This is a genomic window from Telluria sp. ZB2R32 (genome assembly GCF_059685715.1).
This window is the reverse complement of record NZ_JCASIG010000002.1, coordinates 966,723-979,529: the sequence shown is the minus strand read 5'-3', so window position 1 is coordinate 979,529 and position 12,807 is coordinate 966,723. Positions and strand designations below refer to the sequence as shown.

Here is a 12,807-nt window from a genome sequence, read left to right as displayed (position 1 = left end):
AGATGAAGGCGGCCGTCACACCCCGTTCTTCAACAACTACCGTCCGCAGTTCTACTTCCGTACCACCGACGTGACCGGCTCGATCGAGCTGCCAGCGGACAAGGAAATGGTCATGCCAGGCGATAACGTGTCGATCACCGTCAAGCTGATCAACCCGATCGCGATGGAAGAAGGCCTGCGCTTCGCAATCCGCGAAGGCGGCCGTACCGTCGGCGCCGGCGTGGTTGCAAAGATCATTGCCTAAGTAGTTAGTAGTAAGTGTTGTGCCGAGGAGGTGGCGCCAACCACCTCTTCAAAAACATTCGCAGTATGTGCGCACATGCTGTAGAATGCGCGATTCAGCTGAAGTCTTCGTAGGGGTGTAGCTCAATTGGCAGAGCGTCGGTCTCCAAAACCGAAGGTCGCGGGTTCGATTCCCTCCGCCCCTGCCACCGAATTCTGGTGCGCAGCACCGAAAGTAAAGAAGAATGTCTAATCAATCCGTGCAAACCGTTAGCACCTCGAATGACAAGTTTAAGGTGGCCCTGGCGGTGGTTGCCGCGATTGCAGGCGTAATCGGGTTCTTTTACCTGAAGGGCCAAAACAAACCAGCCTTGGTCGCCGCCGGCGCCCTCGTGGCTGGTTTAGTTTTTGCCGTCCTGCTTTTGTGGACTTCCACCTCCGGCCGCGAATTCCTGAACTTCGCCAAAGAGTCCGTTCGCGAAACCAAGAAAGTCGTCTGGCCGACCCGCAAGGAAGCGACCACGATCACCATGATCGTTTTCGCCTTTGTCGTCGTGATGGCGATCTTCCTGTGGGGCACGGATAAGCTGTTGGAATTCCTGTTGTACGACCTGGTCCTGGGGTGGAAGCAATAATGAACGAAAATGTCCAAGACAATGCGCCGGAAGAGATTCCGGCGTCTGACGCTGGCGATTTGACTCCGGAAGCGGCGCAAGAAGCCGCGCCCGTGAGCGTCCCGGTCAGCAACAAGCGCTGGTATGTCGTTCACGTCTACTCCGGCATGGAAAAGAGCGTCATGCGCGCCCTGACCGAGCGCATCGAGCGCGCCGGCATGAGCGAGCAGTTCGGCCAGATCCTGGTCCCGACCGAAGAAGTCGTGGAAGTCAAGAACGGCAGCAAATCGGTTACCGAGCGCCGCTTCTTCCCTGGCTACGTGCTGGTCGAGATGGAAATGACCGACGAGACCTGGCACCTGGTCAAAAATACCAGCAAGGTCACCGGTTTCATCGGCGGCAAATCGAACAAGCCAACCCCGATTCCAGCGCGCGAGATCGACAAGATCATGCAGCAGGTCCAGGAAGGCGTCGAGAAGCCACGGCCGAAAGTGCTGTACGAAGTGGGCGAGCAGGTCCGCATCAAGGAAGGCCCGTTCACCGACTTCAACGGCAACGTCGAGGAAGTGAATTACGAAAAATCGAAGGTGCGTGTGACTGTCACCATCTTCGGCCGCGCAACTCCGGTGGAACTGGAGTTCGGGCAGGTAGAAAAAGTTTAAAACGCACTCATCGGGGCGTCGCAGCAGCAAGGCGGAATCCGGTAAGAGGAGCCCCGCCGAGCTAGGTAGTAGCGGTGGGGCGCTACTACTCATAGCAACCAGGAGCCAAACATGGCAAAGAAGATCATTGGTTTTATCAAGCTGCAAGTTGCAGCTGGTAAAGCAAACCCATCCCCACCGATCGGCCCAGCACTGGGTCAGCGCGGCCTGAACATCATGGAATTCTGCAAGGCGTTCAACGCCCAGACCCAGGGTCTCGAGCCAGGCATGCCGATCCCAGTCGTGATCACCGCGTTCGCCGACAAGTCCTTCACCTTCGTGATGAAGACCCCACCGGCAACCTACCTGATCAAGAAAGCCGCTGGCATCACCAAGGGTTCGCCGAAGCCACATACCGACAAAGTCGGTACGCTGACCCGTGCCCAGGCAGAAGAAATCGCAAAAACCAAGCAGCCGGACCTGACCGCAGCAGACATGGACGCAGCAGTGCGTATCATCGCTGGCTCGGCACGTTCGATGGGCATCACGGTGGAGGGTCTGTAATGGCTAAGCTGTCCAAGCGCGTCAAAGAAATGAAAGCGAAAGTCGACCGTAACAAGGTCTACGCCTTCGACAACGCAGTGTCGTTGGTCAAGGAATTCGCAACCGCCAAGTTCAACGAGTCGATCGACGTCGCCGTTCAGCTGGGCGTGGATCCGAAGAAGTCGGACCAGGTCGTTCGCGGTTCGGTCGTCCTGCCAGCAGGCACCGGCAAGGAAGTGCGCGTCGCCGTCTTCGCGTCGGGCGACAAGGCTGAAGCTGCACGTGCAGCCGGCGCCGACATCGTCGGTATGGAAGACCTGGCCGAGCGCGTCAAGGCCGGCGACATGCCGTTCGACGTCGTCATCGCTTCGCCAGACACCATGCGTATCGTCGGTACCCTGGGCCAGATCCTGGGCCCACGTGGCCTGATGCCTAACCCGAAGGTCGGCACCGTCACCCCTGACGTCGCCACCGCGGTGAAGAACGCCAAAGCCGGTCAGGTCCAGTACCGTACCGACAAGTCGGGCATCATCCACGCGACCATCGGCCGCAAGTCGTTCGCCGATGCCGATCTGAAGGCCAACCTGTCGGCCCTGATCGAAGCGCTGAACAAGGCCAAGCCGGCCACCTCGAAGGGCGTGTACCTGCGCAAGGTCGCGATCTCGTCGACGATGGGCGCGGGCGTCCGCGTCGATCACGCTTCGATCGCCGCTTAAGTTTTATAAAGAATCAAGTCCCCGCAAAACATCAGCGGGGCGCATCTTTGGGCTGCTGGAGTCGAATACGCTCCGGCAGGCAATCAAAGACCGTTGGGCCGGAAGCAGTGGTTGGGCAACTGGTTAATACATCACCCAACGCAGATGGTGTACCCGAACAAGTTTTGTAGTCCATGCTGCGTGAGCTCATCCGCGTTAGTTAGACTTCTTAACTTCGGACGCCGTGTTCGAACCGATGCCGACGCTGTTGTTGGCATCATTTAAGGAGATTGACCGTGGGTCTTAATCTGAATGACAAAAAGGCCGTCGTCGAAGAAGTGAGCGCGAAAGTAGCAACCGCGCAAACGATCGTCGTGGCCGAGTACCGTGGCATCCAGGTTAGTCACTTGACGAAACTCCGTGCAACCGCACGTGCCCAGGGTGTGTACCTGCGTGTTCTGAAGAACACGCTGGCGCGCCGCTCTGTCGAAGGCACGCAGTTTGCCCCGCTGGCTGACGCCATGACCGGTCCGCTGATCTATTCGATCTCGGACGACGCCGTTGCTGCCGCTAAAGTCATCGCTGACTTCGCGAAAACCAACGACAAGCTGGTCATGAAAGCCGGTAACTACGCAGGTAAGCAGCTCGACGTAGCTGGTGTTACCGCGTTGGCAAGCATCCCATCCCGTGAAGTCCTCATCTCGCAGCTGTTGGGCGTGATGCTGGCTCCGGTGTCGGGCTTTGCACGTGGTCTGGCTGCCCTGGCAGCGAAAAAAGGCGAAGGTTCGGAAGCTGCTCCTGCAGCCGAAGAAACCGCAGCAGCGTAAGCGCGGCCTTTTTTCTCAAGTACTAACTGAACTACACACAACATACATCTGGAGTTTCAAATGGCAATTAGCAAAGACGATATCCTGAACGCAGTGAGCGAAATGTCCGTCATGGACCTGAACGAACTGGTCAAGGCATTCGAAGAGAAGTTCGGCGTGTCGGCAGCTGCAATGGCAGCACCGGCAGCTGGCGGCGGCGCCGCTGCTGCAGCAGTCGAAGAGCAGACCGAATTCAACGTCGTGCTGACCGAAGTCGGCGCGAACAAGGTCGGCGTCATCAAGGCCGTCCGCGAAATCACCGGCCTGGGTCTGAAGGAAGCCAAAGACGTCGTCGACGGCGCACCGAAGACCGTGAAAGAAGCCCTGCCAAAAGCAGACGCAGAAGCAGCCAAGAAAAAGCTGGAAGATGCAGGCGCCAAGGCAGAACTGAAGTAATCAAAAGCAATGGGCATCGCAAGGTGCCCAACGCCCGAGTCAAAGCTTGCAAGCCCCGCCGGAAGGCGGTGCTGCGGCTTTGGCTCTTTTGTCGTCCCTGCGGCAAACGTATTACCCCGGCATCATTCGCAGCATCGCAGCACCGCAGCAAAATCGTAACACAGCAGTAGCCTGTCCTTTTCATCTGGCAGAACAGCAAGAGACTTGAGGCCTTGTATGTGGTCGCTCCACCACTGGCAATCCCTGAATTCTCATCCTTTCTGTCACTCACGGAGTGTCCATGCACTACTCATTTACTGAGAAGAAACGCATTCGCAAGTCGTTCGCGAAGCGCGCCAACGTTCACAACGTTCCATATCTTCTGGCTACCCAGCTTGAATCCTACGAGAATTTCCTGCAAGCGGACGCAGGTCCCACCGCGCGCAAGAACGAAGGCCTGCAGTCGGCCTTCAGCTCGATCTTCCCGATCGTGTCGCATAACGGCTTCGCTCGCCTCGAATTCCTGTCCTACGTGCTGGGCGACCCCGCGTTTGACGTCAAGGAATGCCAACAGCGTGGCCTGACCTTCGCCTCGCCACTGCGCGCCAAAGTGCGCCTGGTGATCCTGGACAAGGAATCGCCGACCAAGCCGGTCGTCAAGGAAATGAAAGAGCAGGAAGTGTACATGGGCGAATTGCCGCTCATGACCGCCAACGGTTCGTTCGTCATCAACGGCACCGAGCGCGTGATCGTCTCCCAGCTGCACCGCTCCCCGGGCGTGTTCTTCGAGCACGACCGCGGCAAGACGCACTCGTCGGGCAAGCTGCTGTTCTCGGCACGTATCATTCCTTACCGCGGCTCGTGGCTGGACTTCGAGTTCGACCCGAAAGACATCCTGTTCTTCCGCGTCGACCGCCGCCGCAAGATGCCGGTGACGATCCTGCTGAAGGCCATTGGCATGACGCCGGAACAGATCCTGGCGAACTTCTTTGTCTTCGACAATTTCAACCTGCGCTCCGAAGGCGCGGAAATCGAATTCGTGTCCGAGCGACTGCGCGGCGAAGTCGCGCGCTTCGACATCGTCGATCCGAAGACCGGCAAGACGCTGGTCACCAAGGACAAGCGCATCAATGCCAAGCACGTGCGTGACATCGAAGCGGCCGGCATCAAAGCCATCTCGGTGCCTGAAGACTACCTGCTGGGCCGTATCGTCGCCCGCAACATCGTCGACGCCGACACCGGCGAGATCATCGCTTCGGCCAACGACGAGCTGACCGACGAGCTGCTGGGTAAACTGCGCGACGCCAACGTCGACGCGATCCAGACCCTGTACACCAACGACCTCGACCAGGGCGGCTACATCTCGCAAACCCTGCGCACCGACGACACCGCCGACCAGATGGCCGCGCGCGTGGCGATCTACCGCATGATGCGTCCTGGCGAACCGCCAACCGAAGAGTCGGTCGAAGCCCTGTTCAACGGCCTGTTCTACAGCCCTGAGCGCTACGACCTGTCGGCAGTGGGCCGCATGAAGTTCAACCGCCGCATCGGCCGTGACGAACTGACCGGCAACATGACGCTGTCGAACGAAGACATCCTGGCCGTGATCAAGATCCTGGTCGAGCTGCGCAATGGCCGCGGCGAAGTCGACGATATCGATCACCTGGGTAACCGCCGCGTACGTTGCGTGGGCGAACTGGCCGAAAACCAGTTCCGCGCCGGCCTCGTGCGTGTCGAACGTGCCGTCAAGGAACGCCTCGGCCAGGCCGAAGCGGACAACCTGATGCCGCACGATCTGATCAACAGCAAGCCGATCTCGGCCGCGATCCGCGAATTCTTCGGTTCGTCGCAGCTGTCGCAGTTCATGGACCAGACCAACCCGCTGTCGGAAATCACGCACAAGCGCCGTGTTTCCGCCCTCGGACCTGGCGGTCTGACCCGCGAACGTGCCGGCTTCGAGGTGCGCGACGTGCACCCGACCCACTACGGCCGCGTGTGCCCGATCGAAACGCCTGAAGGCCCGAACATCGGCCTGATCAACTCGCTGGCTCTGTACGCCCGCCTGAACGAATACGGCTTCCTGGAAACCCCGTACCGCAAGGTCGAAGGTTCCAAGGTCACCGACAAGATCGATTACCTGTCCGCCATCGAAGAAGGCCGCTACATCATCGCCCAGGCGAATGCAGCGATCAACGGCGAAGGCCAGCTGGTCGACGAACTGGTCTCGGCACGTGAAGCGGGCGAAACGATCCTGGTCTCGCCAGAGCGCATCCAGTACATGGACGTGGCGCCAGGCCAGATCGTCTCGGTCGCAGCCTCGCTGATTCCGTTCCTCGAGCACGATGACGCGAACCGTGCACTGATGGGCGCCAACATGCAGCGCCAGGCCGTTCCTTGCCTGCGTCCTGAAAAGGCCGTGGTCGGTACCGGTATCGAGCGCACCGTCGCGGTCGACTCGGGCACCACCGTGCAAGCCGTGCGTGGCGGTGTCGTCGATTACATCGATGCGGGCCGTGTGGTTATTCGTGTCAACGACGACGAGGCGCAAGCCGGCGAAGTCGGTGTGGATATCTACAACCTGATCAAGTACACCCGTTCGAACCAGAACACCAACATCAACCAGCGTCCGATCGTGCAGGTTGGCGATCGCGTTGCCCGTGGCGACGTGATTGCCGACGGCGCATCGACCGACCTGGGCGAACTGGCCCTGGGCCAGAACATGCTGGTCGCGTTCATGCCGTGGAACGGCCTGAACTTCGAGGATTCGATCCTGATCTCGGAAAACGTCGTCAAGGATGACCGTTACACCTCGATCCACATCGAAGAGCTGTCGGTGGTTGCACGCGACACCAAGCTGGGCGCGGAAGAAATCACCCGCGACATTTCGAACCTGGCCGAAAACCAGCTGGCGCGCCTGGATGAATCGGGCATCGTCTACATCGGCGCCGAAGTCACCGCCGGCGACGTGCTGGTCGGTAAAGTCACGCCGAAGGGCGAGACCCAGCTGACGCCGGAAGAAAAGCTGCTGCGCGCGATCTTCGGCGAAAAAGCGTCGGACGTGAAAGACACCTCGCTGCGCGTGCCTTCGGGCATGGTCGGCACCGTGATCGACGTGCAAGTGTTCACCCGCGAAGGCATCACCCGCGACAAGCGTGCACAGCAGATCATCGACGACGAACTGAAACGTTTCCGCCTGGACTTGAACGACCAGATGCGTATCGTGGAGGGCGACGCCTTCCAGCGTCTGGAGCGTATGCTTGTCGGTAAGGTCGTCAACGGCGGTCCGAAGAAGCTGGCGAAGGGCGCGGTCATCACGTCCGAATACCTGGCCGACCTGGACAAGTTCCACTGGTTCGACATCCGCCCTGCGGACGACGAATCGGCGAACGCGCTGGAAGCGATCAAGGAATCGATCAACGAGAAGCGCCACCAGTACGACCTGGCCTTCGAAGAGAAGCGCAAGAAGCTGACGCAAGGCGACGAGCTGCAGCCTGGCGTGCAAAAGATGGTCAAGGTCTACCTGGCCGTCAAGCGCCGCCTGCAGTCGGGCGACAAGATGGCGGGCCGCCACGGTAACAAGGGTGTGGTCTCGCGTATCGTGCCGGTCGAAGACATGCCGTTCATGGCCGATGGCCGTCCGGCCGACGTCGTGCTGAACCCGCTGGGCGTTCCATCGCGTATGAACGTCGGTCAGATCCTCGAAACCCACCTCGGTTGGGCGGCGAAGGGCCTGGGCTGGCGCATCGGCGAAATGCTGGCGGCGCAAGCGAAGGCAGCGGATCTGCGCGTCTTCCTGGGCAAGATTTACAACGAAACCGGCCGCAAGGAAGACCTGGACAGCTTCAGCGATGAAGAAATCCTGAGCCTGGCGCATAACCTCAAGAACGGCGTGCCGTTCGCGACGCCGGTGTTCGACGGCGCCCACGAAGAGGATATCCGCCGCATGCTGGACCTGGCGTTCCCGGACGACATCGCAGCCCACCTGGGCATGACGCCGTCGAAGAACCAGGTCACGATGCACGACGGCCGCACCGGCGAAGCGTTCGAGCGCAAGGTCACCGTCGGCTTCATGCACATGCTGAAGCTGCACCACCTGGTCGACGACAAGATGCACGCGCGTTCGACCGGTCCGTACTCGCTGGTGACGCAGCAGCCGCTGGGCGGTAAAGCCCAGTTCGGTGGCCAGCGCTTCGGTGAGATGGAGGTGTGGGCACTGGAAGCGTACGGCGCATCGTACGTGCTGCAGGAAATGCTGACTGTGAAGTCGGATGACGTGAATGGCCGTACCAAGGTGTACGAGAACCTGGTCAAAGGCGACCACGTGATCGACGCCGGCATGCCTGAATCGTTCAACGTGCTGGTCAAGGAAATCCGCTCGCTGGGTATCGATATCGACCTCGAGCGTAACTAAGAAGCAGAAGGAAGGGCAGGCTGGTCTTGCTTTTGGAACGGGAGTCCCCAACTACTCCCGTTCCCCTTTCGAAATGCCGCTTGGTTTGGGGTGCTTCCAATAAGCATCCCAAAATAGAAATTTAGTCACCTCTGGAGTGATACATGAAAGCACTGCTCGATCTATTCAAGCAAGTACAGCAAAATGAAAGCTTCGACGCCATCAAGATTGGCCTGGCGTCGCCCGAAAAAATTCGTTCGTGGTCGTTCGGTGAAGTCAAGAAGCCCGAGACCATCAACTACCGTACCTTCAAGCCTGAGCGTGACGGCCTGTTCTGCGCCAAGATCTTTGGCCCGATCAAGGATTACGAATGCCTGTGCGGCAAATATAAACGCCTGAAGCACCGCGGCGTCATCTGCGAAAAGTGCGGCGTCGAAGTCACGCTTGCCAAGGTGCGCCGTGAGCGCATGGGCCACATCGAACTGGCCTCGCCAACCGCGCACATCTGGTTCCTGAAGTCGCTGCCATCGCGCCTGGGCATGGTCCTGGACATGACGCTGCGCGATATCGAACGCGTCCTGTACTTCGAAGCATACGTCGTGACCGATCCCGGCATGACCCCGCTGAAGAAGTGCCAGATCATGTCGGAAGACGATTACGCCGCCAAGTACGAAGAGTACGGCGACGACTTCACCGCCTACATGGGCGCCGAAGGTATCCGTGAACTGCTGCGCTCGATCGACATCCACCGCGATGCCGAAGCCCTGCGCGTGGAACTGAAGGAATCGAAATCCGAAGCCAAGATCAAGAAATACGCCAAGCGCCTGAAAGTGCTCGAGGCGTTCCAGCGTTCGGGCATCAAGCCTGACTGGATGATCATGGAAGTGCTCCCGGTCCTGCCGCCGGAGCTGCGTCCGCTCGTCCCGCTGGATGGTGGCCGTTTCGCGACCTCCGACCTGAACGACCTGTATCGCCGCGTCATCAACCGTAATAACCGCCTGAAGCGCCTGATGGAACTGCGCGCGCCGGAAATCATTACGCGTAACGAAAAGCGCATGCTGCAGGAAGCGGTCGACTCGCTGCTGGACAACGGCCGTCGCGGCAAAGCGATGACCGGCGCCAACAAGCGTCCGCTGAAGTCGCTGGCTGAAATGATCAAGGGCAAGGGCGGCCGTTTCCGTCAAAACCTGCTGGGCAAGCGCGTCGACTACTCGGGCCGTTCGGTCATCGTGGTCGGTCCGCAGCTGAAACTGCACCAGTGCGGCCTGCCGAAGCTGATGGCCCTGGAACTGTTCAAGCCATTCATCTTCAACAAGCTCGAACTGATGGGTCTGGCTACGACCATCAAGGCGGCCAAGAAGCTGGTCGAAATCCAGGAACCGGTGGTCTGGGACATCCTCGAAGATGTCATCAAGGAACACCCGGTCATGCTCAACCGTGCACCAACCCTGCACCGTCTCGGTATCCAGGCGTTCGAGCCGGTCCTGATCGAAGGCAAGGCCATCCAGCTGCACCCGCTGGTCTGCGCGGCGTTCAACGCCGACTTCGACGGTGACCAGATGGCAGTCCACGTGCCGCTGTCGATCGAAGCGCAGATGGAAGCGCGTACCCTGATGCTGGCGTCGAACAACATCCTGTTCCCGTCGAACGGCGAGCCGTCGATCGTGCCGTCGCAGGATATCGTGCTGGGTCTGTACTACGCGACGCGCGAGGCGATCAACGCCAAGGGCGAGGGCATGCTGTTCCCGGACGTGTCGGAAGTCCTGCGCGCCTACGACAACAAGGAAGTCGAACTGGCGACCCGCATCACCGTGCGTATCGTCGAGTATCCACGCGTTGCCGGTACCGACGAGTTCGAGCGTACGGTGACCCGTTACGAGACGACCGTCGGCCGTGCGATCCTGTCCGAGATCCTCCCTAAAGGCTTGCCGTTCAGCGTGCTGAACCGCGCCCTGAAGAAGAAGGAAATCTCCAAGCTGATCAACACGTCGTTCCGCAAGTGCGGCCTGCGTGCGACCGTCGTGTTCGCCGACAAGCTGATGCAGTCGGGCTTCCGCCTGGCGACGCGCGCCGGTATCTCGATCGCCGTCGACGACATGATGATCCCGGACGTCAAGAAGGGCATGATCGCGACCGCCGAAGCGGAAGTGAAGCAGATCGAGCAGCAGTACGCCTCGGGTCTGGTCACCGCCGGCGAGCGTTACAACAAGGTCGTCGACATCTGGGGCAAGACCTCCGATGAAGTCGGCAAGGCGATGATGGACCAGCTGAAAGTCGAGCCGGTCACCCGTCGTGACGGTACCGAAGGCACCCAGGAATCGTTCAACGCGATTTACATGATGGCCGACTCGGGCGCCCGTGGTTCGGCAGCCCAGATTCGCCAGCTGGCGGGTATGCGTGGTCTGATGGCGAAACCGGACGGTTCGATTATCGAAACGCCGATTACCGCGAACTTCCGCGAAGGCTTGAACGTGTTGCAGTACTTCATCTCGACGCACGGCGCCCGTAAGGGTCTGGCCGACACCGCGCTGAAGACGGCAAACTCGGGTTACCTGACCCGCCGCCTGGTCGACGTGACCCAGGATCTGGTGGTCATCGAGGACGATTGCGGCACCAGCAACGGTACCCACATGAAGGCGATGGTCGAAGGTGGTGAAGTCATCGAAGCGCTGCGCGACCGTATCCTCGGCCGCGTGACGGGCACCGATGTCGTCAACCCTGAAACCCAGGAAACCGTGTACGAAGCCGGCACGCTGCTGGACGAAGACATGGTCGAAGAGATCGAGCGTCTGGGCATCGACGAAGTCAAGGTCCGTACGCCACTGAACTGCGACACGCGCTACGGCCTGTGCGCCAAGTGCTACGGCCGTGACCTCGGCCGCGGCATGCTGGTCAACAGCGGCGAAGCAGTCGGCGTCGTGGCGGCACAGTCGATCGGTGAGCCGGGTACCCAGCTGACCATGCGTACCTTCCACATCGGTGGTGCGGCATCGCGTGCGGCAGTGGCCTCGTCGGTCGAAGCCAAGTCGAACGGTACGGTCCGCTTCACGGCGACCATGCGTTACGTCACCAACGGCAAGGGCGCGCAGATCGTCATCTCGCGTTCGGGCGAAGTCCTGATCACGGACGACCACGGCCGCGAGCGCGAGCGCCACAAGGTGCCGTACGGTGCGACCCTGATTGTCAAGGACGGCCTGTCGGTGAAAGCCGGTACCGCCCTGGCAACCTGGGATCCGCTGACCCGTCCGATCATCACGGAATACGGCGGCACGATCCGCTTCGAGAACGTGGAAGAGGGCGTCACCGTCGCTCGCCAGGTCGACGAAGTGACCGGTCTGTCGACCCTGGTCGCGATCGATCCGAAGCGCCGTGGCTCCGCAGGCAAAGTGCTGCGTCCGCAGGTCAAACTGCTGAACGATGAAAACCAGGAAGTCAAGATCGCCGGCACCGAACACGCCGTGACGATCGGTTTCCAGGTCGGCTCGCTGATCATGGTGAAGGACGGTCAAACCGTTTCGGTGGGTGAAGTGCTGGCACGTATCCCGACCGAATCGCAGAAGACCCGCGACATTACCGGTGGTCTGCCGCGCGTTGCCGAACTGTTCGAAGCACGTTCGCCGAAAGACGCGGGCATGCTGGCGGAAGTCACCGGTACGGTGGCCTTCGGTAAGGAAACGAAGGGCAAGCAGCGTCTGGAAATCACGGACATGGACGGCAACAAGCACGAGTTCCTGATCACCAAGGACAAGCAAGTGCTGGTGCACGACGGCCAAGTCGTGAACAAGGGCGAGATGATCGTCGACGGCCCGGCCGATCCGCAAGACATCCTGCGCTTGCTGGGTATCGAAGCGCTGGCACGTTACATCGTCGACGAAGTGCAGGACGTCTACCGTCTGCAGGGCGTCAAGATCAACGACAAGCACATCGAAGTGATCGTGCGCCAGATGCTGCGCCGTGTGGCGATCGTCGAAGCCGGCGACACCGACTACATCGTCGGCGAGCAGGTGGAGCGTTCGGAGCTGCTGGAAGAGAACGACCGCATGGAAGCCGCAGGCAAACTGCAGGCGACCTACGAAAACGTGCTGCTGGGTATTACCAAAGCATCGCTGTCGACCGATTCGTTCATCTCGGCCGCATCGTTCCAGGAAACCACCCGCGTGTTGACCGAAGCGGCCATCATGGGCAAGCGCGACGGCCTGCGTGGCCTGAAGGAAAACGTCATCGTCGGCCGCCTGATTCCTGGCGGTACCGGTCTGGCATTCCACCGCGCCCGCAAGGAGAAGGAAGTGTGGGAGGCGGAAGAGCGCCAGGCACTGCTGCAGCAGGAGAAGGCAAACATGGCGGCTGAGCTGCAGGCCATGGAAGACCAGGCTCAGGCGCAGACGACTGAGCATCACGGCGACGCTGAGTAATCGGTTAGTTAGCTGGACAAGAACGGCACCTTCGGGTGCCGTTTTTTTT

At 60.1% G+C, this 12,807-nt stretch carries 9 protein-coding genes and 1 tRNA gene; all 10 read left to right on the top strand.

Annotated elements, in window-relative coordinates; translation table 11 throughout:
- Positions 1 to 244, top strand: a 244-nt coding sequence (locus AC56LG_RS09345; RefSeq protein WP_497165810.1) for an EF-Tu C-terminal domain-related protein, incomplete at its 5' end; no start/stop codon positions are given.
- Positions 245 to 355: 111 nt separating this feature from the next.
- Positions 356 to 431 (top strand) — tRNA-Trp (locus AC56LG_RS09340).
- A gap of 36 nt (positions 432 to 467) precedes the next feature.
- On the top strand, positions 468 to 857 hold the full coding sequence (secE, locus tag AC56LG_RS09335) for a preprotein translocase subunit SecE (RefSeq protein WP_435762710.1): 390 nt from the start codon (positions 468 to 470) through the stop codon (positions 855 to 857).
- A complete protein-coding gene (nusG, locus tag AC56LG_RS09330; protein WP_497165809.1) occupies positions 857 to 1,498 on the top strand; it encodes a transcription termination/antitermination protein NusG in 642 nt (213 codons plus the stop codon). Before secE ends, nusG begins: the two co-directional genes overlap by 1 nt.
- A 111-nt stretch (positions 1,499 to 1,609) precedes the next feature.
- Entirely contained in the window at positions 1,610 to 2,041 is a 432-nt protein-coding gene (gene rplK / locus AC56LG_RS09325) for a 50S ribosomal protein L11 (protein ID WP_192055850.1), read from the top strand.
- A complete protein-coding gene (rplA, locus tag AC56LG_RS09320) occupies positions 2,041 to 2,736 on the top strand; it encodes a 50S ribosomal protein L1 (protein ID WP_192055848.1) in 696 nt (231 codons plus the stop codon). The genes rplK and rplA overlap by 1 nt, the downstream gene beginning before the upstream one ends.
- Before the next feature lie 275 nt (positions 2,737 to 3,011).
- Entirely contained in the window at positions 3,012 to 3,542 is a 531-nt protein-coding gene (gene rplJ / locus AC56LG_RS09315) for a 50S ribosomal protein L10 (protein WP_192055846.1), read from the top strand.
- A gap of 60 nt (positions 3,543 to 3,602) precedes the next feature.
- Entirely contained in the window at positions 3,603 to 3,977 is a 375-nt protein-coding gene (gene rplL / locus AC56LG_RS09310) for a 50S ribosomal protein L7/L12 (protein ID WP_193688065.1), read from the top strand.
- 280 nt (positions 3,978 to 4,257) lie between these two features.
- Positions 4,258 to 8,367, top strand: a complete 4,110-nt coding sequence (rpoB, locus tag AC56LG_RS09305; RefSeq protein ID WP_497165808.1) for a DNA-directed RNA polymerase subunit beta — start codon at positions 4,258 to 4,260, stop codon at positions 8,365 to 8,367.
- Positions 8,368 to 8,510: 143 nt separating this feature from the next.
- The gene (gene rpoC / locus AC56LG_RS09300) at positions 8,511 to 12,758 is read left to right on the top strand and encodes a DNA-directed RNA polymerase subunit beta' (RefSeq protein WP_497165807.1); all 4,248 of its coding nucleotides are present in this window, start codon (positions 8,511 to 8,513) and stop codon (positions 12,756 to 12,758) included.
- Positions 12,759 to 12,807 lie beyond the last annotated feature (49 nt).

Coding starts and splice junctions, on each gene's coding strand:
- rpoC (WP_497165807.1), top strand. CDS start 8,511: ATGAAAGCACTGCTCGATCTATTCAAGCAAGTACAGCAAAATGAAAGC.
- secE (WP_435762710.1), top strand. CDS start 468: ATGTCTAATCAATCCGTGCAAACCGTTAGCACCTCGAATGACAAGTTT.
- nusG (WP_497165809.1), top strand. CDS start 857: ATGAACGAAAATGTCCAAGACAATGCGCCGGAAGAGATTCCGGCGTCT.
- rpoB (WP_497165808.1), top strand. CDS start 4,258: ATGCACTACTCATTTACTGAGAAGAAACGCATTCGCAAGTCGTTCGCG.
- rplL (WP_193688065.1), top strand. CDS start 3,603: ATGGCAATTAGCAAAGACGATATCCTGAACGCAGTGAGCGAAATGTCC.
- rplA (WP_192055848.1), top strand. CDS start 2,041: ATGGCTAAGCTGTCCAAGCGCGTCAAAGAAATGAAAGCGAAAGTCGAC.
- rplK (WP_192055850.1), top strand. CDS start 1,610: ATGGCAAAGAAGATCATTGGTTTTATCAAGCTGCAAGTTGCAGCTGGT.